Origin of the sequence: Chitinophaga sp. (genome assembly GCF_035538455.1) — a bacterium.
Lineage (GTDB): Bacteria > Bacteroidota > Bacteroidia > Chitinophagales > Chitinophagaceae > Chitinophaga.
This window is the reverse complement of record NZ_DATLKJ010000042.1, coordinates 1-20,513: the sequence shown is the minus strand read 5'-3', so window position 1 is coordinate 20,513 and position 20,513 is coordinate 1. Positions and strand designations below refer to the sequence as shown.

At 49.1% G+C, this 20,513-nt stretch carries 16 protein-coding genes; 8 read left to right on the top strand and 8 right to left on the bottom strand.

Features of this window, described 5'->3' with window-relative positions; genetic code table 11:
• Positions 1 to 21 precede the first annotated feature (21 nt).
• On the top strand, positions 22 to 1,008 hold the full coding sequence (locus tag VM802_RS04905) for a helix-turn-helix transcriptional regulator (protein WP_325528581.1): 987 nt from the start codon (positions 22 to 24) through the stop codon (positions 1,006 to 1,008).
• A 1-nt stretch (position 1,009) separates the two neighbouring features.
• On the opposite strand, the gene VM802_RS04900 is transcribed toward VM802_RS04905, so the two are convergent.
• The gene (locus VM802_RS04900; RefSeq protein WP_325528579.1) at positions 1,010 to 2,839 is read right to left on the bottom strand and encodes a cytochrome c peroxidase; all 1,830 of its coding nucleotides are present in this window, start codon (positions 2,837 to 2,839) and stop codon (positions 1,010 to 1,012) included.
• A 249-nt stretch (positions 2,840 to 3,088) separates the two neighbouring features.
• Between VM802_RS04900 and VM802_RS04895 the strand changes: the two genes are divergently transcribed.
• The 3 genes from VM802_RS04895 (at position 3,089) to VM802_RS04885 (ending at position 7,195) form a co-directional block, all read left to right on the top strand.
• Complete coding sequence (locus tag VM802_RS04895) at positions 3,089 to 5,461, top strand: metallophosphoesterase (RefSeq protein ID WP_325528577.1); 2,373 nt, start codon at positions 3,089 to 3,091, stop codon at positions 5,459 to 5,461.
• A gap of 178 nt (positions 5,462 to 5,639) precedes the next feature.
• Positions 5,640 to 6,443, top strand: coding sequence for a class I SAM-dependent methyltransferase (locus tag VM802_RS04890; protein WP_325528575.1), 804 nt, complete (start codon positions 5,640 to 5,642; stop codon positions 6,441 to 6,443).
• Between the two features lie 14 nt (positions 6,444 to 6,457).
• Positions 6,458 to 7,195: an FkbM family methyltransferase gene (locus VM802_RS04885; RefSeq protein WP_325528573.1), complete on the top strand. Its 738-nt coding sequence runs from the start codon at positions 6,458 to 6,460 to the stop codon at positions 7,193 to 7,195.
• A gap of 4 nt (positions 7,196 to 7,199) precedes the next feature.
• Here VM802_RS04885 and VM802_RS04880 read toward each other — a convergent pair whose 3' ends face one another.
• Complete coding sequence (locus VM802_RS04880; RefSeq protein ID WP_325528571.1) at positions 7,200 to 7,835, bottom strand: response regulator transcription factor; 636 nt, start codon at positions 7,833 to 7,835, stop codon at positions 7,200 to 7,202.
• Complete coding sequence (locus VM802_RS04875) at positions 7,825 to 9,735, bottom strand: tetratricopeptide repeat-containing sensor histidine kinase (RefSeq protein ID WP_325528569.1); 1,911 nt, start codon at positions 9,733 to 9,735, stop codon at positions 7,825 to 7,827. Before VM802_RS04875 ends, VM802_RS04880 begins: the two co-directional genes overlap by 11 nt.
• Before the next feature lie 312 nt (positions 9,736 to 10,047).
• Between VM802_RS04875 and VM802_RS04870 the strand changes: the two genes are divergently transcribed.
• The 3 genes from VM802_RS04870 to VM802_RS04860 all read left to right on the top strand — a co-directional run bounded on the left by VM802_RS04870 (position 10,048) and on the right by VM802_RS04860 (position 13,117).
• Entirely contained in the window at positions 10,048 to 10,434 is a 387-nt protein-coding gene (locus VM802_RS04870; protein WP_325528566.1) for a hypothetical protein, read from the top strand.
• A 441-nt stretch (positions 10,435 to 10,875) separates the two neighbouring features.
• Positions 10,876 to 11,841 (top strand): DUF6268 family outer membrane beta-barrel protein, encoded by a 966-nt coding sequence (locus VM802_RS04865; protein WP_325528564.1) that lies wholly within the window; start codon positions 10,876 to 10,878, stop codon positions 11,839 to 11,841.
• 67 nt (positions 11,842 to 11,908) lie between these two features.
• Positions 11,909 to 13,117 carry an aminotransferase class V-fold PLP-dependent enzyme gene (locus tag VM802_RS04860; RefSeq protein ID WP_325528562.1) on the top strand — a complete coding sequence of 403 codons (1,209 nt, stop codon included), beginning with the start codon at positions 11,909 to 11,911 and terminating at the stop codon, positions 13,115 to 13,117.
• A gap of 17 nt (positions 13,118 to 13,134) precedes the next feature.
• Here VM802_RS04860 and VM802_RS04855 read toward each other — a convergent pair whose 3' ends face one another.
• From VM802_RS04855 to VM802_RS04845, 3 genes are all read right to left on the bottom strand, one after another.
• Positions 13,135 to 14,367 (bottom strand): RNA polymerase sigma factor, encoded by a 1,233-nt coding sequence (locus tag VM802_RS04855; protein ID WP_325528560.1) that lies wholly within the window; start codon positions 14,365 to 14,367, stop codon positions 13,135 to 13,137.
• A gap of 68 nt (positions 14,368 to 14,435) precedes the next feature.
• Positions 14,436 to 14,789 carry a YciI family protein gene (locus tag VM802_RS04850; protein ID WP_325528558.1) on the bottom strand — a complete coding sequence of 118 codons (354 nt, stop codon included), beginning with the start codon at positions 14,787 to 14,789 and terminating at the stop codon, positions 14,436 to 14,438.
• Between the two features lie 72 nt (positions 14,790 to 14,861).
• Positions 14,862 to 16,313, bottom strand: coding sequence for a pyridoxal phosphate-dependent decarboxylase family protein (locus VM802_RS04845; RefSeq protein WP_325528557.1), 1,452 nt, complete (start codon positions 16,311 to 16,313; stop codon positions 14,862 to 14,864).
• A 77-nt stretch (positions 16,314 to 16,390) separates the two neighbouring features.
• Here VM802_RS04845 and pdxR point away from each other — a divergent pair, with 77 nt between their 5' ends.
• On the top strand, positions 16,391 to 17,860 hold the full coding sequence (gene pdxR, locus VM802_RS04840) for a MocR-like pyridoxine biosynthesis transcription factor PdxR (RefSeq protein WP_325528555.1): 1,470 nt from the start codon (positions 16,391 to 16,393) through the stop codon (positions 17,858 to 17,860).
• Positions 17,861 to 17,883: 23 nt separating this feature from the next.
• Here the strand turns inward: pdxR and VM802_RS04835 are convergent, their stop codons facing one another.
• Both VM802_RS04835 and VM802_RS04830 read right to left on the bottom strand, forming a co-directional pair.
• On the bottom strand, positions 17,884 to 18,681 hold the full coding sequence (locus tag VM802_RS04835; protein ID WP_325528553.1) for a hypothetical protein: 798 nt from the start codon (positions 18,679 to 18,681) through the stop codon (positions 17,884 to 17,886).
• An 84-nt stretch (positions 18,682 to 18,765) separates the two neighbouring features.
• Positions 18,766 to 20,513: TonB-dependent receptor domain-containing protein (locus VM802_RS04830; RefSeq protein WP_325528551.1), on the bottom strand; the 1,748-nt coding region annotated here is incomplete at its 5' end.

The window sequence follows — 20,513 nt, the reverse complement described above, 5'->3', positions numbered from 1 at the left end:
CAATAAAGAACGGACCAGCAGATGAGAACGATAATAAGAAGTAGTGAATTCAAAGAACAGGCCATCATCAAGGAGTTTCCTGAGAACTTCGCTGCTGATCATGGTTTCAGCGAAACGGTCTATCAGACTAACCTGGAAGGATATACGGGAGATACCCGCGAAATCCTGCTGAACGGGATTTGTATTGAGCATAGGAATATCCATCATGAAAATGCATTGCAGCTGGAAGTACATCACGACTTCCCTTTCTTTAAAATGCATTTTGAATTGAAGGGATTCTCCGGGTACGCCAGTAAATCAAAGGGCAGCCGGGATGTAACGATCTTTGATGGTTGTCATCAGTTGTTTTATTTTCCGGAAGTGAAAGGCCGGCTGCAATATGCCGCCCAACAGCGTTTTACATTGGAAATCAAACTTACGCGTAGCTTCCTCGAAAAAATGATGGGGCCGGAGCTGGCGCCATTGGGCGCATTCGGCAAAGGGCTTCAGGATAACCAGCCGGTGCTGATCGGCGGCAGAAGCCTGCCCATACAGCCGGCCATGCGGAATGTGATCTATGAGATCCTGCACTGTCCCTACCGGGATATGCTGAAGAAAGTATACCTCGAGGCCAAAGTGACAGAGCTGTTGCTGATGCAGCTGGCGCAGCTGGAAGCGCACCGGGAAGAGGCGCCCCGTTCTGTACTGAAAAGCGGCGACGCTGAACGTATCAGGCATGTGAAGGAACTGATAGAAGAGAATATACAGGAACCCTGCTCCCTGATAGAACTGGCCTCCCGGGCAGGGTTGAACGATTTTAAGCTGAAGAAGGGCTTCAAGGAAATGTTTGGTAACACCGTTTTCGGATACATGAACCATGTACGTATGGAGAAAGCAAGATTGATGCTGCTCGAGGGGCGGCAGAGTATTGCGGATATCTCCTTTGTGGTAGGATATAAAAACCCGCAGCATTTTACGGCTGCTTTCAAGAAACATTTCGGCTACCTCCCCAGCGATCTTAAATGCTGAGTCAATATGAAGCAGCGGACTTCCAGCTGCTGGTATCCGTCAGCGCCTGCATAAAGGCGGTCAGTGCCTTCTTCTCCAGTGGCGTCAGCTGTAGCTTTCCGGCAGGTAATGTCTGATTGGACGGTGCTATACCCAATCCTGCACCACCTCCCTTGTCGTAGAAGTCGATCACAGATTCCAGTGTAGGGAATACACCATTATGCATATACGGAGCCGTGAGGGCACTGTTCCTTACCGTTGGTATTTTAAAGGCATAGCGGTGAATGGGGATGCGATACAGCACATATTTGCCGGGATCTTTGTCGAGCTTGGCATGTGGGCGGTTGCTCTCCGGTACGCCCAGTACTTCTGATTCCGGTTCCGCGAAATAAGGCGGCGCCACGCCGTTGAACAGTGGCGCAAAGTGGCAGGTGCCGCATTTTCCCTTCCCCATGAAGATATTGAAGCCTTTCTTTTCTGTGGCATTCAGTGCTGTGGCATCGCCATTCATATATGAATCGAAGCGCGACTGCAAACTGGTGAGCGAACGAAGGAAGGAGGCGAGTGCATTGGCAATATTTTCTTCCGTAATGCTGTTGCGTCCAGCTGCAAAGGCTTTATTGAAGAGCCTTACATAGGCACTGTCTTTTTTTAATGCATGTGCGGTCTGCTGCAGGGAGCCATTCATCTCATGCTTATTATGCACCACATCCGACACCTGGTTTTCGAGGAAGATAGCGCGGGAGTCGTAGAATTGTTTCGACTGAAAGGAGGCATTGAGCAGGGTAGGCGTATTGCGTGCAATCGTGAGTTTACCATCAAGCGAGGTGTTTCTGACCATGCCATCGGTGAAGGCTTTGGATGCCTGGTGACAGGAAGCGCAGGAACGTTGCAGGTTACCGGATAACACGGGATCATAGAACAAGCGTTGGCCCAGCTGTACTTTCACCGCCGTAGGGTCAGACTCATGATTCGGCGAGTAGCCATTGGCGTTATAGTACTGCATGGCAAAGAGGTGCGGCGCCTCGGGCGACAATATCCTCCTTTCATGCGGCAGCTGCAAGGAAAGTGCATGCTGCAATGCCAGCAGGGATGCACTCAGGGGATCGGCATAGGTAGTGATGAAATAAAGCCGGTCGAACTCATTGAACCCCGGATGTTGCAGCAAGTATTGCCGCGCTTCCCGGAAACGCGCTCTCAGTGTGTGTTTGATGGTGCTGTCTGCGAGATTGCCGGCATACAGTATAGCAGCACGTTGCAGTCCTTCCAGCGCCGCCGCGGCTTCCGGCATGGACAGGAACGCTATCGGTGAATCGTAACCGGAGATGCCCAGCGCAATGATGCGGTATATCTCAAAGCGCATGGCATCAAATACATAGGCATCCATGAAACCATAAGGGTCTGTTTGTGATTGTAGTGTCGTAAACTGTGTCCTGAGGACTGTTACAGCGGCAAGCAGCTCTTTGTAGGAGATAACAGGCGCCCATAATTTCTCCTCTATCACCTGAAAACCTTGTGGGGGCAGTATATCGCGGGAATTCTCCCCATCGGCAAACGGCAACGCCGGTCCATTGATGCTGCGGATGAGGTGTGGGTAATAGTATTCTGTAAGAAACTCCGCACGTTTGTATGCCAGCCTGCCGGAACGGAACAATCGTTTCAGTACAGCTACCGGTGCATGGCTGCGTATAGCCTGCTGCAGCTGCTGAAGCGTGTCGGCTGCAAGGCCCATCTGTTGCCTGAAATAGTCTTCCAGTACCGCGGCTGGCTTTGCAGGAGCAGGGTGCTGCTCCCGGTGCAGTTGCACAAAAGATAGCATGGCTAACAACAGGATAGAGGTAATGGTTTTCATACAGGCAGCAGTAATTAACAATTAGGTATTGTAAAATATGGATAATTATAATTAATTTTCAACTGCGGGAGATGTTTTTTCCGGACCTGTAATGAAGCAGTATTGCGCGCTTTCGGAAAACCCTGGGCTTCATTTATTAAAACGTGGTTCTGTACCAGACGATTATCTGTATCGTGTCAAATCTAAATCGATCATTCTATCTATCTGACAACTATCAACTATCAACATTCAACAATTAAATCTTATCCCATGATCCCATGTTTGCCCGCTATTGCGAAATCATGTATCCTTACATGTTGTGGCGCCCTGCTGGGACTAACTTTGCAGGCACAGACCACGTTGCTGCCCTTTGGCGCTACCTGGAAATATCTTGACAATGGCTCTAACCAGGGCACTTCCTGGCGTTCCGCTTCCTTCAATGACGGCTCCTGGAAGGAAGGCCCCGCGGAACTGGGCTACGGCGATGGAGATGAAGCTACTACCGTAAGTTATGGCAGCAGCTCTTCCAACAAGTACGTCACCACCTATTTCAGGAAGAAGTTCAACATTTCAGGTCTTAGCAATTACACCAGCCTGTCGCTGGAATTCAGAAGAGACGACGGTATCGTCGTATATGTAAACGGCGCCGAAGTAAAAAGAGATAACATGCCCACCGGCACCATCTCTTACAATACAATGGCTGCAAATGATGCCGGCGATGACGGCGCTTCCGTCCAGACGGCTTCCATCCCTGTCTCCGCTTTTGTAGAAGGCAGTAACACCATCGCAGTAGAAATCCACCAGCATGTGGTTACCAGCAGCGACATCTCCTTCGACCTGCAACTCAAAGGCAATACCGGCAGCACTTCCAGCGCCGTAGTAAGAGGACCTTACCTGCAAATGGGTAACCAGACTGCTGTGACTGTCCGCTGGCGCACAGATGTGGCCAACAACACCAAAGTGAAGTATGGCACGGTTTACGGCAATCTTACTGACAGCGTAGTGAACACCTCTGCTGTTACTGAACATGAAGTAAGGATTACCAACCTGCAACCTGATACCCGTTACTACTACAGCATCGGTACCACCACCGCCGTATTGGAAGCAACAGACAAAAACTATTTCAATACAGCGCCTCCTGCCGGCACTACCCGTAAAATAAGGATTGCCGCTTATGGCGACTGTGGAAACAATTCCTCCAACCAGACCAAAGTACGGGACGCCTATCTTAACTATGTAGGCGCCGGTCAGACAGACGTATGGCTGCTGCTCGGTGATAACGCCTATGACGGCGGATTTGATAACGAGTATCAATCCAATTTCTTCAATATCTACAAAGACAATCTGCTCAAAAATATCCTGCTGTTCCCCACATTGGGCAACCACGATTATGATAATAATTCCAGCCGCCAGAATGACCACAACATTCCGTACCTCGCCAACTTCACCCTGCCGAAGAACGGTGAATGCGGTGGCCTCGCCTCCGGCAAGGAAGAGTACTACTCATTTGATTACGGCGACATCCACTTCATCTGCCTCGACTCCTATGGAATGGAGAGCAGCAAACGCTTCTACGATACCACCAGCACACAGATACAGTGGCTCAAGAATGACCTGGCCGCCAATACCCGTAAATGGACAATCGCTTACTGGCATCATCCGCCCTACACTATGGGCAGCCACAACTCCGACAGTGAAAGCGAACTCGTGAAAGTAAGGCAAATGGTCATCCGCATCCTGGAGCGTTATGGTGTAGACCTTATCCTCAACGGCCATAGCCACGATTACGAGCGCTCTTACTATATCCGCGGACACTACGGACTGGAAAATACCTTCTCCTTCTCACAGCATGCCGTTAGCAACAGCAGTGCGAAGTACGACAGCACTTCCAATTCATGCCCTTACGTATCCACCTCTGCTAAAACAGCACACGGTACCGTATACGTAGTGGCCGGTTCCGCCGGACAAATAGGCGGTACGCAATCTTCCTTCCCGCATGCATCTTCCTATTATTCCAACGCTACCACCGGCGGCTCGTTGGTATTGGAAGTAGAAGGCAATAGACTGGATGCTAAGTTCGTTGCAGCGGATAAAACCATCAAAGACCGCTTCACCATGATGAAGGATGTCAGCAAAACCACCGTGGTGAATGCCGCCGCTGGTCAGCCGCTCACACTCAGCGCTTCATGGCCTGGCAACTATAAATGGAACAACGGCGCCACCAGCCGTACCAATACCATTACACCGGGCAATGGCACTACCGTGTACACCGTAGCCGACAATGCCACTGCCGGCAGCATCTGTGTAACGGATACCTTCAAGGTGGTAACCGGTACACTGGCCCGCACCATGACAGACGCCGGCGATGAAAGCAAAACGGCTGAAACGCCATCCTCCTTCTCCTGTAAGGTGTATCCCAACCCTGTCCCTAACAACAACCTGCAGGTAGAAATCAGCAGCTCCAAACAACAGCTGGTGAAATATACTGTTACTGACCTCTCCGGCAAGAAGATCCAGGAAAACGCATGGCAGGTGCCGGCAGGAATCGTCAAACAGACCATCACGCTGTCTCACGGTATTTACTTCCTTACTGTAGCAGACAGTAACGGCGACAGGCAAACGAAGAAAATAGTAGTGGAATAATAGTTTCCAGCAAAGAATGCAGAGGGGGCAAAGGCGCAAAGGATATTGCGTCTTTGCCCCCTCTGCATTCTTTGCTGGAAATCACTGTCCAAGTGAACAGTATCTGCCGATGAGTGTTACTGTAATGTAGGATGGCGATTATTATGCGGAAGAAAATACTTTAATCAATTCAGGTACTATGGAAATACCTTGCAGGATATGTGGAAAGGCTTCGGAATATATCTTTACTGCCCCTCTGCTGAACAGGTATCAGGTAAAGTATTATGCCTGCAACCATTGCGGCCTGGTACAGACAGAGCAGCCGTACTGGCTGGCAGAAGCCTATGCGGCGCCTATTAACCTTACAGATACAGGTCTGGTAAGAAGAAACCTGATGGCGGCCAGATCAGCAGCTGCCATTGTCTTCTGCCTGTATAACAAAAGGAAAAAATTCCTCGACTATGCCGGAGGTTATGGTCTTTTTACAAGACTGATGCGCAATTATGGTTTTGATTTCTACACGCATGATCCATATACAGATAACCTGCTGGCCAAAGGGTTTGAATATAATCCGGCAGATGAAATAGAGCTGGTTACTACTTTCGAGAGCTTCGAACATTTTGTGGAGCCGCTCGCAGAGATTGAGAAGATCCTCAGCATATCGCGGAATATATTCTTTTCCACCCAGCTGATCCCCGATCCGGCGCCAAAGCCCGGCAAATGGTGGTACTATGGCAGCGAACACGGGCAGCATATTGCCTTTTACCGCAAGCGTACATTGGAATTCATTGCCCGCAAACATAACCTCCATGTATGTTCACTGAAAGGGTATCACCTGCTGACGGAGAAGAAGGTCAGCAACCCTGTGTTCCAGCTGGTGGCAGGAGCGGGGCGCTTCGGACTCGACAAGGCCGTGCAGCTGTTTATGAAATCGAAAGTAATGGAGGATATGAACGCATTGAAAGATGTGCAGGTATCCGACAAACAGCCAGTAAATCCCTGAAACATTTTTCCTTCATGCATATATTCTTTAAAATCACGGATGCAGCGCGTGTGATGCTGAAAACGGGGATGGGACTTTCCATGTTGTGGAAGAAAGGAGCATCCGTAGCGTCGTCACAGATATTATACAACTGTAAGAAATTCATCCCTGAACTGCAAACGGTATTGGATGTGGGAGCCAACCAGGGTCAGTTTGCACTGGCGGCTACTCATTTTTATCCCAATGCATCGATACATGCCTTTGAGCCGGTTCCTGAAACATATGCCGTCCTGCAACGCAACACGCGGCGGAGTAGTAACATCCACACTTATAATTTTGCGCTGGGCAGTAATACCGGCACCCTGGAGTTTTACAGCAATGCCTATTCTCACGCCAGCTCTGCATTGGAAGTGTCTGAACTGCAACGGAAAACGCTCCCTTTTACGGCGAATGTGCAACAGATAGAAGTGCCGGTGAAACGCCTCGATGAATGGTTGCAGGGTATCCGGGTTAACGCGCCGCTGCTGCTCAAACTGGATGTGCAGGGCTTTGAAAAAGAAGTGCTGAAGGGCGCCGCAAACTGCATGGACCGGGTGGATTACCTGCTGTTTGAAACTTCCTTCGTAGCCATGTACAATGGCGAACCGCTTTTCGACGAAATGCACAACTACGTAAAAAGCCTGGATTTCGAGTTCATTGCACCGGTGAGCTTCCTGCAATCTGATGAATTACAGATCCTGCAGATGGATCTTTTATACAGGCGGAAAAAATAACTGATCAGAGAAGTCCCTGTTGTGCTGCCATTTTGATCAGGGCGGCCACGTTTCTTACCTTGAATTTCTGTATAAGGTTTTTACGGTGCGTTTCTACGGTCAGCGGGCTTAAAAACAGCTTTTCTGCTATGTCAGGCGTGGTCTTGCCGTCGGCGATGAGATGCAGTATTTCCTTCTCTCTTTTGGTGAGCACCGGAATGCCCGTCAGCTCATTCATAGAGGGGCGTGCCATTATTTCTTTTACCGCCTTGCTGAAGGTGATCATACCATCTAGCGCTTCATGTATACACGTGATCAGTTCTTCCGAAGAGATATTTTTCAGCAGGTAGCCGGTGGCGCCGTTGTTGATCATCTGCATGATGAGACTGCGTTCACTGTGATTACTCAATGCCAGCACATGTGTGTCGGGTGAGAGCTTCTTTATTTCCCTGCAAAGCTCAATGCCATTGGCATCGGGGAGCGTGATGTCGAGAAGAACGATGTCTGTTTTGTTATTTTTGAGGAAAGACATGAAGTCAGTTCCTGTAGTAAAACAGCCGCCGATACGGATCTCGTCCAGGTTGTTGAGCAGACGCTGCAATCCTTCGAGTACGATCGGATGATCGTCTACAATGGCTAAAGTGGTATGATTATTTGACATGAAGTTCTATATTTACGGTAGTACCTTCATTTTCTACGGATTCAATTTCTATTTTGCCCCGGAGGAAACCTACCCTGTTTTTAATATTACCCAATCCCATGCCATTGCTGACCTTTTCGGGATTGAAGCCTTTGCCGTTATCTTCCTGTGTGATATAGAAGACGTCACCGTTCTGGCTGCATTGTAGTATAATATGGGATGCATGGCCGTGGCGGATGGAGTTGGACAGTAGCTCCTGTACGATGCGGTAAACATGTATCTGCACTTCTTCCGGCAGGGTGTCAGAAATATCAAGCGCCTGGAAGTCGATACGTGTAGTGTCATTCATCAGAGAAGTGCTGAGGTCGCGGAGAGCTGTTTCGAGTCCGAACTTGAGCAGGTTCACCGGCATGAGGTTATGTGCAATGCGGCGTAGTTCTGTGACGGAGCTGTCCAGCTGATTGGTCACTCTTTCCAGTTCTGCGCGGTGGTCAGTGGAGAGCGTATCGTTCATCTGGCCGGAGAGATTGAGCCGCGCGCCTGCCAGCATGCCGCCGAGGCCATCGTGGAGATCGCGGGCCAGCCTTCTGCGTTCCTGTTCTTCTCCCTGGATGATCGCCTGGCTGAACTGCAACTGTTGCCGTTGTTCAATTTCGTGCAGCTGTTGCCGGTAGGTGAGCTCTTTTTGTGCCATCAGGATCTTCCTGCTGCGGTAAAGCTGTTGAACGAAGATGAGCACTACCAGCAGGAATATACTGGCAGATCCTAATAACCAGTTGAAGAGCCTGGAATTCTTTGCTGCCAGGGCTTCCTGTACGCTTTTAGCTTTCAGGGCGTCTATCTCTTTCTGCTTCTCCGCGTTGTTGAATTTTATTTCCATCGCATGCACATCGTTCTTTAGCTTGCTGGCCGCTATGCTGTCGCTCAGCTCCGCGTAGCGCTTCATCCAGGAGTACGCCTGGTCCCATTTGTGCAGTCCTTCGTAGCTGAGGGCCATCCCCCCATATATCTGCGTGCGGTTGGTGGCAAGCATCATCATTTCGGGCTGCTGCATCAGTTCCTTCAGGACATCTATTGCAGCCGAGAAGTTATTACTGTTGTGTAAGGCGAAGAATTTCTGGAACAACAACCGTTGCTCTTCGTAGCGTAATTTCAGTTTCCTGGCCAGGGCAATACCTTTGTCAACACTGACAAGGGTTTTGTCTGCCTGTTTTTCCTGTCCCCAATACAGTGCTTCTACAGCGTAATAATCCAGCATATAGCTCGACTCCGGATCTTCTGCGAGTATCTGCCGCAGGGTATCCAGCACCGGGCGCGCTTTCGTGGTTTTAGCGGCCAGTGTATAGTTTTCTGCGATCGTAAAATAGGCCATGGCGAGGTAGTTGGGAGGGGCGTTGCCGCTTCTTTCCAGCTCAATGGCCTTCAGGCAGTAGGTTTCAGCTTTGTCGTACTCCCCGGCGTTTTTGAACACCATTGCCAGGGCAAGATGACATCTGCCGGAAAAGGCTTTGTTGTCGGCCTTTTCTGCAAACGGGATAGCCTTATTCACAAGGATGTCTGCAAAGCCCTTGGGGTTGTCTTTGCGTTGTTCGAGAGCACCGTAATCATACCATACTTTCGAGCGGTACAGCGCAGCTTCTTTGGTATTGAACCGGCTCAACAGCGTATCCGCCTGTAACAGTACAGGCTGCGCATTATCGTTGCCGGCTTTTGCTAAATAATGTCCTCTATAAAAACGATGTAACGTCTGTAAGTAAGCAGACTTGCCCGCTAATTGCCGCCCCTGTTCCAGGAAACGGGATGATTGCAATGTATCAGAGGTGGACCATAGTTCAGACAGCTCGAATGCTGCGCGGGCTTTCACACTGTCGGAAGGAGCCCGGTGCAGGATTCCGGAGAGGCTGTCTGCATATTTCAGCATGTGAAGGGGTTCCTGCGCTTTACACAGGGAAACAAAAGCTATCAGTTGAAATAGTAGGCACAATGGTTTTCTCATGCAGACAAAATAAACAACTATTCTGATATTAAACACTTCCTGGTACTGAAAAATACCTGGAAACGGGTAGTAATAATTCCTTGCATCCGGGTATTGGCGCTGTTTCCCGCCGGAAGTACTTTTGTTGTACCGCATCACCAGGAGTGTTCGAACTACATCCGGATGTACGCTACAGCATTATTGCAGGGAAGCCGAAAACTGCATATTCTCAGAGTAGGCATCACATTTTTTAGATTTATGAAAGTATTTAAGCAGCTTTTTCTGTTATCACTGTTGTTTGTAACTGTATTTGCAGCATGTAAGAAAGATGATAAAAACGACGCTCCTTCCGCCAGCAGTCACAAGGTTACGTTTAAAGTAGAATGGTCCGCCAATGCAACTATCCACTATGTAACATATGTTGTCAACGGCACTGAAACTTCCAAAACCAATATTACAGGTACCAGTTGGTCTACTGAAATAACAACACCGGCAGACGCTCGCTATGTTATGCTCTTGTCTGCCGGTCAGTCCGAAAGCGCGGCCGCTACCCTGAAGGCACAGATCTATGTGGACGGAAAGCTCGTGAAAGAGAGCCCCGCAACAGGACAGATACTGACAACACAGGCAACTCACACTTTCTAAGGATTTTCATTTACTAAATTACACACCCTAAATGCTGAAAGCGCTTATCGAGGCGCTTTCAGCATTTTTATTTGTTCCCGCTAAATCGGATCAGACGAAAGGAAGAAATCACGTAAATGCCATGCGTTTAAAGTTATCAAGTTTGTAGGAAGGAAAGCTCCCCTCCTGGGCATGTCCGTATCAAGTCCACGTCAAGTCCGCCTATACTCCGCTATTCCGCCACTGATCAGGGCTGTAGAAGGGCAATATTTCCCGGAAAACACTACTTTCTCAGGTTTGTTACCGGCTCTTAGGAGAGATTGATGCCACGAAGTTGTCTAGGGGGACGGTGGTTTTCTGTATAAAATGTTTTGCGATGCATAGGGGTGGGTGAATAGTTGACCGTCGATTAACAGCGCGTAACTATAACGCTGTACCACTCTACATCTCAAACATACCTATATGCAGAAAAAGAGATTCTTTTTTGCAGGCCGCCTCATGCGAGTATGCGGTGCTGCCGGCATCTTGTTCTTTGTTCACACCGGCGGTACCCTCGCCCAGGTAAGACCAGTGGACCTCAATGTAAGCATGGACTATATACCGGCATCACGCTATATACGTCCCGAAGACAGTGTGAAAACCAACGCCACTACTACACAGGCAAGGCTGAACATGGGCCTGAGCCTCCTGTTATCTAATCAGATTGACACCGTCACCGGCAGTGTCAGAACCTGGACTGCCTATGTGGGTGGCAGTTATACCAGCCTGTTCAACAAAGATTACGACAAGAAAATATATCCGTCAGGGTTACTGACTGTGGACCTGGGCGTACAGCACTACCGCAGCCTGCGCAACCAATGGGGAGTGGTCTCCTTCCTCTCCGCCGGGCTCTATACCGACATGGAAAAGATCACCACCAATGCACTTTTCATCAGCGGCGGCGCTATCTTCATGAAGCATTTCACCCGTACCTTTACTTTTGGCTTCGGCGCCACTGTTACCAATAGCTTTGGTGTACCCATTATCTGGCCTGCCTTGTACGTGCAATGGCAACCTGAGAACGACCGGTTCAGGATCAATATCAACGTGCCGGACAAAGGACCCGGAATGGCTTTCAGGGTGGGCGCCACTTACCTGATCAATAAACAAACGGACCTGACACTCGCCTTCAAACCCAGGATGCAACCCTATGACGTCAGCTACCGTACAGACGACAAGCGCCTGGTCAGTTTCTGGCAGCTGCCTATCGGACTGGAAAATACCTGGCATGTGAAGAAATTTGATTTCTCCGTGGAAGGTGGTCTGATGATGCTGAGAAGTTTTGCATTCACTGAAAAGAATATATCGAAGATGTTCTCTGACAATCCGGGGCATAAGCTCAGCACCAATGCCTATATCAGCGCGGGTATTCACTACCGGTTCAGATAAATGGCGTTCCCATGCGATGTTGGGTCTGCCTGTTTTTCCTTAATTTACTGCTGCTTAAACCCAGACTATGGAAACAACAGCGTTCACCAACGACGAAATACAACAATTCAGGGCTGCCACCAGAGGAACCGCAGGCAGGATACATTTCAATAATGCTGGCGGCGCGCTTCCGCCGGATGCTGTGATAGATCCGGTAATAGCCTACCTCCAGGAAGAAGCATACATCGGCGCCTATGAGGCAGAATACAAATACGGAGACCAGCTGGAACAGGTGTACGCACTCATCGCAAAGCTTATCAATGCAGATGTTTCCGAAGTAGCCGTAGTGGAGAACGCCAGTACTGCCTGGATGACAGCCTTCCGGGGGATCAGCTTCAAGCCTGGTGACGAAGTGCTTGTATCAGAGCTGGAGTATTCCACCAATCTGATAGGCGCCTTACAGGCAAAGAAAATACACGGTATTGTTATTAAGACGGCGCCGCATGATGAAGACGGTAACTTCTCCCTGCCGGCATTGGAAGCAGCCATCACACCTCGTACACGCATGATTGCTGTAACACACATTGCTTCTGGTACCGGTGGCATGCTGCCTGTGGCAGAGATAGGTGAGGTGGCGGCAAAGCACAATATCTTATACCTCGTGGATGCCTGCCAGTCTGCGGGCCATGTACCGCTTGATGTAAAAGCCATCCATTGTGATATGCTGGCAGCTACCGGCCGCAAATATTTGCGCGCTCCCAGGGGTACAGGTTTCCTGTATGTGAAGAAAGAGATCCTGAACCAATTGGAACCGCTGATGATGGATGGCCATTCCACTGTTGCCATAAGCCCGGACAGCTATACCATGAGGGATGATGCGAGGAGGTTTGAACTGTATGAAAAGAACCGCGCCCTGGTAATCGGACTTGGTAAGGCGATAGAATATGCACTGCATGTTGATGTTGCCCGTATCTGGCAACGCATACAGTTGCTGTCTGCGCAGCTTCGCGAAAAACTGGGCACTATCCCCGGTGTTACGATACAGGACAGAGGCTTGCTCCGCTCCGGCATTGTGACTTTCTCCATCAAAGGGATCGACAGCGGATCTGTGAAAAGCCGGCTGCTGGAAAAGCATATTAATGTATCCATGGCAATGCCCAGGGCAACAGTGATCTACATGAACAAGCATCATATCACAGATGTGGTGCGCGCATCTGTACACTATTATAATACAGAAGAGGAGATCAGTATTTTATGCGCCGCGGTAGCAGCCATCAGTCAGGAGTATAACGGCTAGGTATATATCGGATATGATCAGGAAGGTAACTGGTCAATCTTTTTCCGGATCAGTTGTTGTTCAGGATGTGTTTTGGCCAGCTGTAATGCCTGCTGATAGTAGTTGTTGGTCTTTATATCATCTATGCCTGTGTACAATTCACCCAGCAGGGTGAAGTAAAAATGGTTGCCTTCCAGCTTTAATTTCTCCGCTTCCTTTATGGCGGACACTTTGCCGTATACTTTTGAAAATGCATAGGTTCTGTTCAGTGCCGCGATAGGTGAGTAAGCTATTTGTAACAGTCGGTTATGCAATTGCAACATGTGGTCCCATTTCTCTGTTGTATCTTCTTTCTGTGTGTACCAGTAAGCAATGGAGGCTTCCAGGTGATAACGTGAAATATGATCGCCGGTGGTGGCGCATTTCAGGTACCAGGCGCCTTTACGGATCAGGTCTTGGTTCCAGAGGGTGGTGTCCTGCTCGTTGTAGAGCACCTGTTCGCCGTTTTCGCTGATCCGCGCCTCAAACCGGGAGGCATGAAAGCACATCAGCGACAGTAGTGCATTTACCGGTGGCTTGTTGGTAGCATCATTTTCCACCAGCATGTAACAGAGGCGCATGGCTTCCAGGCAAAGGTCCCTGCGCAGCGTGGTGTCCTGGCTGGCGGAGTAATACCCTTCACTGAACAACAGGTACAACGTAGCCAGCACTGTATCCAGCCGGTTGTCAATCTCGGCAGGCGGTGGCAACGCAATACTGATATTTGCATCCCGCAGTTTCTCCCTTGCCCTGAAAAGACGCTTGGTAATGGTTTCGCGGTTAGACAGGAAAGCGTCCGCAATTTCATCAATACCAAAACCACAAAGAATACGAAGTGACAGACCTACCTGCGCTTCTGGCGGAATGGCCGGATGACATATTGCAAACATCATCTGCAACTGGCTGTCTGAAATATTCTGAGGAGAAAGGTCTATTTCGTTTTCATAAGCAGCTGTTGAGGTCTGTTTTATCTCAGGAGCAATCTTTGTTGTAAAGAGATGATCACGTTGCAGGTAATTCTTTGCATTGTTCTTCGCTACATTATACAACCAGGCAACCGGGTTTTTCGGAATGCCATTAAGGCTCCACGTCTGCGCTGCTGCCAGGAAAGTCTGGCTGGCAATATCTTCCGCAGTTTCCATCTGCTCAAATCCAAACCGTCTGCATAATACGGCTACGATCTTGCGGTATTCCTCTCTGAACAGGTGGGGTATGAGGTCCTGGTTGTTCATAAATCAAGCGTTTAGTTTTTAGCTTCTGGCGTTTAGTTTTGAACTAAAGGCCAGAAGCTAAAAGCTCATCAATGTACTCCATCTCCTGTGGCAATCCTTCTTACCTCCACGCTGTTGCCTTCACCTCCCAGTATGGGACAACCTTTCGCAAATTCTACAGCTTCATCTACGGAATCAGCCTTAACAATGATATAGCCGCCTACGGTTTCCTTTACATCCCCGAAAGGACCGTTGGTTACTACATTGTTATGCCATACTATTTTGCTGTTGTCGAACGGGAGACCATTACCGCCCACATATTTATTTTGTGCGGCAATGGCGCCAATCCAGTCCATCGTGTGTTTCATCCAGATCTGCATCTGTTCCGGGGAGGCTATCTTGGTGCCGTCTTCATGACGGAAAATTAACATGAACTGATCCATGGTTTTTGTTTTTAAGTTAGTGAATAGTTTGTTTATACTCTTATAACAAACCATCAAAACTCATATGGACATCTACCCGGAAAAAGTTTCAGAATATTTTTTAACCCCCAGCTGTATGGCCTCCATCGCTTCCTTTACCATACTCAGCGCCAGCTTGATTTCACGCAGGTGTGTTCTGAAACTTACCACAGCACAGCGTATCCATAGTTTGCGATTGATCAGGGTAGTGGAGAAGAATACTCTTCCGTCTTCATGCAGCGCCTGGATGAGTTGCTCTGTCTGCTGATTGCCGGGATCATCCGGGCATCTGAAAATAGCCACAGATAAGTCGGGTGCCGGGCCTGTTTCAAATCCCATCGCACCGATCTGTTCATGGAAGTGGCGACACAGCAATATTTTCTCTTCGAGGTTAGCCCTGAAAGGGGCTATCCCGTGAAGATGCAGGGGCAGCCACATGCGTAGCCCGCGGAAGTGACGACTCAGCTCTGGACCGGCGTCTGCGGGATCAATATCTTCCAGGCCGGAAGCATCCTGCATGTAAGCTGCTGTATGAGAGTAGGTGGCCAGCAGCGCTTTCCTGTTCTTTATCAGTACTACACCTGAACCGTACGGCGTGAACAGTGTTTTGTGCGGGTCCATCACAACTGAGTCGGATAGTGCAATACCTTTGAGTTTATCTTTCATATCATTCACCAGCAGGAAGAAGCCGCCATAGGCTGCATCTACATGGAACCAGGCATGATATTGTTTGCAAAGGGCTGCTATTTCTTCCAGCGGATCAACAGCGCCCGTATGTGTGGTACCCGCTGTACCTACCACCAGCAAGGGTTGCAGGCCTGCCTCCACGTCGGCTTCCATTTGCAGCTGCAGTGCGTGTACATCCAGCTGGAAGCGGTCGTTCAGGCCGATGGTTCTGATCACCGCTTCATGAAGACCGGTCATGTGCAGGGCTTTGTATATACAATGGTGCGCCTGTTCGCTATAATAGATAACGGCTTTTTTTACATTGCCGGAATGAATATGATAATGATCACGCACAGTCTGAATGGCTACGAGGTTAGCTATTGAGCCGCCGGAGGTAAGGTTACCATGTGCAGTGGCGGGATAACCGGCCACTTCGCAAAGCCAGCGTATCATCTGGTTTTCGATCTCTACAGCGGCAGGGCTGGAGAAGGCAATGCCGGCATACCTGTTGGTGGCGGCCGCCAGCATATCGGCGAGTGCGCTTGTCCATAGGCCGCCGCCGGGAATATAGCCCATATGCCTGCCGGAGGCGGAGTTGATACCGTCGTTGTCCATCTCTTCACCGAGTATGTCCAGCAGCTCATCCAGCTGTCCGCCTTCTTCCCGCAGCTTCAGTGCGCGCAGCCTGCCGATATTCTTCTTTGTATAGCCGGGTTTCTGCGGCAGCTCTTCTACAAATTGGTTGATATATGTATTTACTTTTTCCGCCAGCGTTGTCCGTTCGCTCATGCCGGGCTCCAGTTGCATACCAGCTTTTTCAAGTGCGGTTATTTTTTCCATTGCTTATTTTTTTCTGTAAAATTATATCTTCGCTGGATGAGATAACTCATCCAATTTGAATAAACTAACTAATCCAGATGGAACTATTGCAAGAGCTGATAAAAATAGACCATCAGGCAGAAATGCCCGTCTATATACAGATCACAAACGCCTTCATCCACCATATACGGGCAGGCAGACTGAGAAAGGGGCTGCGGCTGCCGGGCTCCCGCGAAGTAGCTACGCTGCTCGGCATCAACCGCATGACAATGGTAGCGGCTTACGATGAGCTGAAGGCACAGGGCTGGATTGAAATGCTGCCGCGTACCGGTACTTTTGTAACACAGGATCTTCCTGTGCTTAAACCGGGCCGGATAAAGGAAGAAGAGAAGGTGTTCACCATTCCGGCGAAACCATCTTTTCATTTCGACGAAAAACATATCATACCTGTGTTTTCGTCTGATTTCCCGGAAGGCGGCAAGATCATTCTTAACGATGGCTTCCCCGACAGCAGGCTGGCCCCGGTGGAACGGCTGGTAAGCAGCATGCGAAGCCTTGTACGGCTGGCTACACAACGCAAATACTTCATGTATGGCGGCGCACAGGGTACCGAAAAGTTGCGGCATATCCTCGCTGATTTTTTAAGTGATACCCGCGGCCTGCCGGTTTCACCCGCTAACATCCTTGTTACCAGAGGGGCACAGCAGGGTATCTACCTCGCGGCTCATACACTGTTGCAGCCCGGTGATCACGTGGTCGTAGGCGAACCAGGCTACGCCGGCGCCAATCTTATCTTCCGGTATACAGGCGCGAAGATCATCTCCGTACCGGTGGATGAAGAAGGAATGGACATCGATAAATTAGAAGACATCTGTAAAAAGAAGAAAATAAAACTGGTGTACGTGATCCCGCACCATCATCATCCTACTACGGTAACGCTTACGCCTGAACGAAGAATCAGGTTGCTGGAGCTGGCTGCCAAATATAAGTTTGCCCTGATTGAAGACGATTATGACTACGATTTTCACTACGCCAGCAAACCCATTATGCCGATGGCCAGCCTCGACCGCCATGGCAGCGTAATCTATATTGGTACGCTCACCAAAACGCTGGCGCCGGCCATCCGCGTCGGTTTCATGGTAGCGCCGGAGCAGTTCACTACCGCAGCTACGCACCTGCGCAAAGCCGTTGATACACAAGGCGACAGCCTCCTCGAAAACGCTTTGGCCGACCTGTATAAAGACGGTACCATCGGCCGTCATATCAGGAAGTCCGTGAAGCTCTATAAAGAGCGCCGCGATCACTTCTGTAACCTGTTGCGGACGGAACTGGGAGCGCATGTTTCATTTAAGATCCCTGACGGCGGTATGTCTGTCTGGACAAAATTTCTTTCCGCCGATACAATGGAGCTATCGGCAAATGCTTATCGTAAAGGTCTTGTGATGGGAAACAGCCGGGATTATGATACCTATCCTAAGCGCTATAATTCAGTGCGGATGGGCTTTGCCTCGCTCAACTTCCGGGAGCAGGAAAAAGCCGTGGACATCCTCAAAGGACTGCTGCGCTGATTTCAATACGGGCGTTCCCGTTATTAACGGTAATCGTCGCCCACAATAATGTCGCCCCGGTACCAACTGATGAACAGTATTTCAAAGGCGGTAGTAAGCTTTCTTATTTCATCGATGGTATTGTCGGAGAACTGGCAGATGCCCAGCAGGGTCACCTTATTATTTTCCAGAAGGCCATAGTAAGTGGTGGCAGAAGTTTTCAGCGCGAAGGCATCCTGTATAAACCCGGTGTAGCCGTCCAGCTTCAATGAGCCTGCATCGTTCACGCCCAGCAATTGTTGCAGTGCAGTGAAATCAATATTCAACGATGGTTCTCCAATGGTTTCCCGGACATGTATTTTGTCGAAGGCACTGAATTTTTCACCAGTCTCTTTACTGTGATCTTCCCATATTTTCCGGATGGCGGCCGTTTCAATATCCACCAGTGGAAAAGAAGTGTGATTCAGAAATTCATATTGCCGCCAGTCGTCTTCGCGGAGGGTAGCTTCAAAACTGTTGAAGCGCGCAGATATACTTACAGCAGGTAGTTCTGAGGAAATGGTTGGCAATGAATAGAGAATATCCTTCGGGTCGATACGTTCGATTTTCCGGAGTTTCAGTACCAGACTCCCGCTTCTGATAAAGTCTGCCGCCTGTGCAGGTGCTGCTTCTTCCACTACCCACTGTTCTTCTCTGATATTAAGAGTGGTATTGATTTCAAACGTCTGGGGCAGCTGCTCTGGCGTCAGCTCTGTTATACCAATTGTTTCTCCTGTTGTATTATCAATGAACTGCACCTTTACCTTGTTGTTTTTTCCGGTTAACTTATCAAATAATCCCATGATGCTACATTTGAAACCGGAAGGTAGGAATTAATACAGGAACGCGGGAACGCAGTCCTGTTATATCTTTGTTATAATGGGGCCTCACTTTTCAGTAGGCAGGCGGTCCGCCTGATCCTTCTTCCTGTTGAGACGGTAAGTAATGGCGCCAAGGTATGTTGGTCCGACTCTTTTGTAATACACGTTCAGATAATAATCCTGCGCTGCGGTGATCTGCTCATACGTCTGAGAGTTCAGCAAATTGTTCACCGCAAAGGTGATCGATGCCCGGTCTTGCAGGAGATCTTTCGATAACGCAATATTGGCGCGGTAGTTCGGGCGTATCACCGATTGAACGGTATTCTTTTGTCCCTGGTAATTGAAACTGAAATCTACGGATACGATCTTCGGAAACTTCATACCGGAACGTAATGTGGAGAACCAGGTCTGGTCTGTAGTATAATAATTTTTTCCTTCGAATGCCCCTTCCTGCGAGAACTTATAGAAGTTCAGGTCCAGCGAAAGCCGCCACCAGGTATAAGGATTCCAGGAGGTGGTAAGTTCTGCGCCGTACCTGGTTTCATGGTCAAGATTAACAGGCGTGCGCAGTACATTGCCTTTATCTGTCTCCTGTAAAATAAATTCAAAGTAGTTGGTAGAATACTGAAAATACGCGCCGGGGTTGATGGAGAGCCTGCCTGTTTTTTTCAGTACACCTGCCTCGATCGAATGGGTATAGATTGGATTCAGATCAGGGTTACCAACGGTGAGGTAACGGTCGTTTGAGAGACCGGCAAAGGAGTTTAGCTGCCAGAACTTGGGACGGTTAACACGGCGGCTATAGCTCAGTTGCAGGTCAAGTAATGGCTGCAGTTGGTATTGCAGATGAAGTGTAGGGAAGAGGTCCAGGTAATTCTTTCGCTTATCCAGGGTACCCTTACGATCGCTGATGTGAATGTCTGATAGCTCAGAACGTAATCCCACGAGGTAATTCAGCTTGCTGATCTTATTACTGTATTGTATATAGGCGGCATAGATATTCTCATCATACATCAGTTTATTATTGTACTGTTCAAGGGCTACGTTGTCCTGACTGGCGGAATACTCACTGCGGATGGCGCGCAGATTGCCTTTGATGCCAGCATCCAGCCTGCCGCTCTTTTTCAGGGGAGTGGTAAAATCGCTTTGAATGAATATGTCGTTGCTGCTTTCAATATCACGGGTTATGATCTGCGATAGGGGTCCTTCCGGTGTGGACCGCTGTTGGCGGATATTCTGATGTTCATCATCATTCCAGAAATCATATTGCAGGTTGGTAGTCCACTTGAGCCCGGGTTGGTTGAATGTCTTCACATAATTCAGTTCCAGCTCGTTGAATATCTGTGGCTCGCGGTAGTTTTCCAGACGTGCAACCGTGCTATCCTTCCGGTTATTGGTGAAGTAGTTATAGTAATACCGGTTGTCATCCTTGTTAACATTATATGAGCGGTAATAACTGCCGGTCAGCGTATTCTTTGCATTGATGTAATAATCGCCGCCGATATACACACTAGTGGTGCCGGCACTTGAATTTTCGCTGCCATGCTGCTCCAGTATGCTCTGCTGGCCTTTGTTGCGGCTATCTTTATACAGGGTATTGTCCACAATCATATTTATATAGCGGTAACCGATATTGGAAAAGAGGTTTACCTTCTGCGTTTTATAGCTCATATTCACGTTGATGCCGTTGCTGGCCGGACTGCCCAGACTGGCCTGTACAGAAGCATTGCAGCCCTGCATTTCATTTTTTTTGAGGATGATGTTGATAATACCGGCGCTGCCCTGCGCTTCGTAGGCAGAAGACGGATTGGTGA

Excerpts from the sequence above, each read along its gene's own strand:
- VM802_RS04905 (WP_325528581.1), top strand. The coding sequence starts at position 22 with ATGAGAACGATAATAAGAAGTAGTGAATTCAAAGAACAGGCCATCATC.
- VM802_RS04900 (WP_325528579.1), bottom strand. The coding sequence starts at position 2,839 with ATGAAAACCATTACCTCTATCCTGTTGTTAGCCATGCTATCTTTTGTG.
- VM802_RS04895 (WP_325528577.1), top strand. The coding sequence starts at position 3,089 with ATGATCCCATGTTTGCCCGCTATTGCGAAATCATGTATCCTTACATGT.
- VM802_RS04890 (WP_325528575.1), top strand. The coding sequence starts at position 5,640 with ATGGAAATACCTTGCAGGATATGTGGAAAGGCTTCGGAATATATCTTT.
- VM802_RS04885 (WP_325528573.1), top strand. The coding sequence starts at position 6,458 with ATGCATATATTCTTTAAAATCACGGATGCAGCGCGTGTGATGCTGAAA.
- VM802_RS04880 (WP_325528571.1), bottom strand. The coding sequence starts at position 7,835 with ATGTCAAATAATCATACCACTTTAGCCATTGTAGACGATCATCCGATC.
- VM802_RS04875 (WP_325528569.1), bottom strand. The coding sequence starts at position 9,735 with ATGCTGAAATATGCAGACAGCCTCTCCGGAATCCTGCACCGGGCTCCT.
- VM802_RS04870 (WP_325528566.1), top strand. The coding sequence starts at position 10,048 with ATGAAAGTATTTAAGCAGCTTTTTCTGTTATCACTGTTGTTTGTAACT.
- VM802_RS04865 (WP_325528564.1), top strand. The coding sequence starts at position 10,876 with ATGCAGAAAAAGAGATTCTTTTTTGCAGGCCGCCTCATGCGAGTATGC.
- VM802_RS04860 (WP_325528562.1), top strand. The coding sequence starts at position 11,909 with ATGGAAACAACAGCGTTCACCAACGACGAAATACAACAATTCAGGGCT.
- VM802_RS04855 (WP_325528560.1), bottom strand. The coding sequence starts at position 14,367 with ATGAACAACCAGGACCTCATACCCCACCTGTTCAGAGAGGAATACCGC.
- VM802_RS04850 (WP_325528558.1), bottom strand. The coding sequence starts at position 14,789 with ATGGATCAGTTCATGTTAATTTTCCGTCATGAAGACGGCACCAAGATA.
- VM802_RS04845 (WP_325528557.1), bottom strand. The coding sequence starts at position 16,313 with ATGGAAAAAATAACCGCACTTGAAAAAGCTGGTATGCAACTGGAGCCC.
- pdxR (WP_325528555.1), top strand. The coding sequence starts at position 16,391 with ATGGAACTATTGCAAGAGCTGATAAAAATAGACCATCAGGCAGAAATG.
- VM802_RS04835 (WP_325528553.1), bottom strand. The coding sequence starts at position 18,681 with ATGGGATTATTTGATAAGTTAACCGGAAAAAACAACAAGGTAAAGGTG.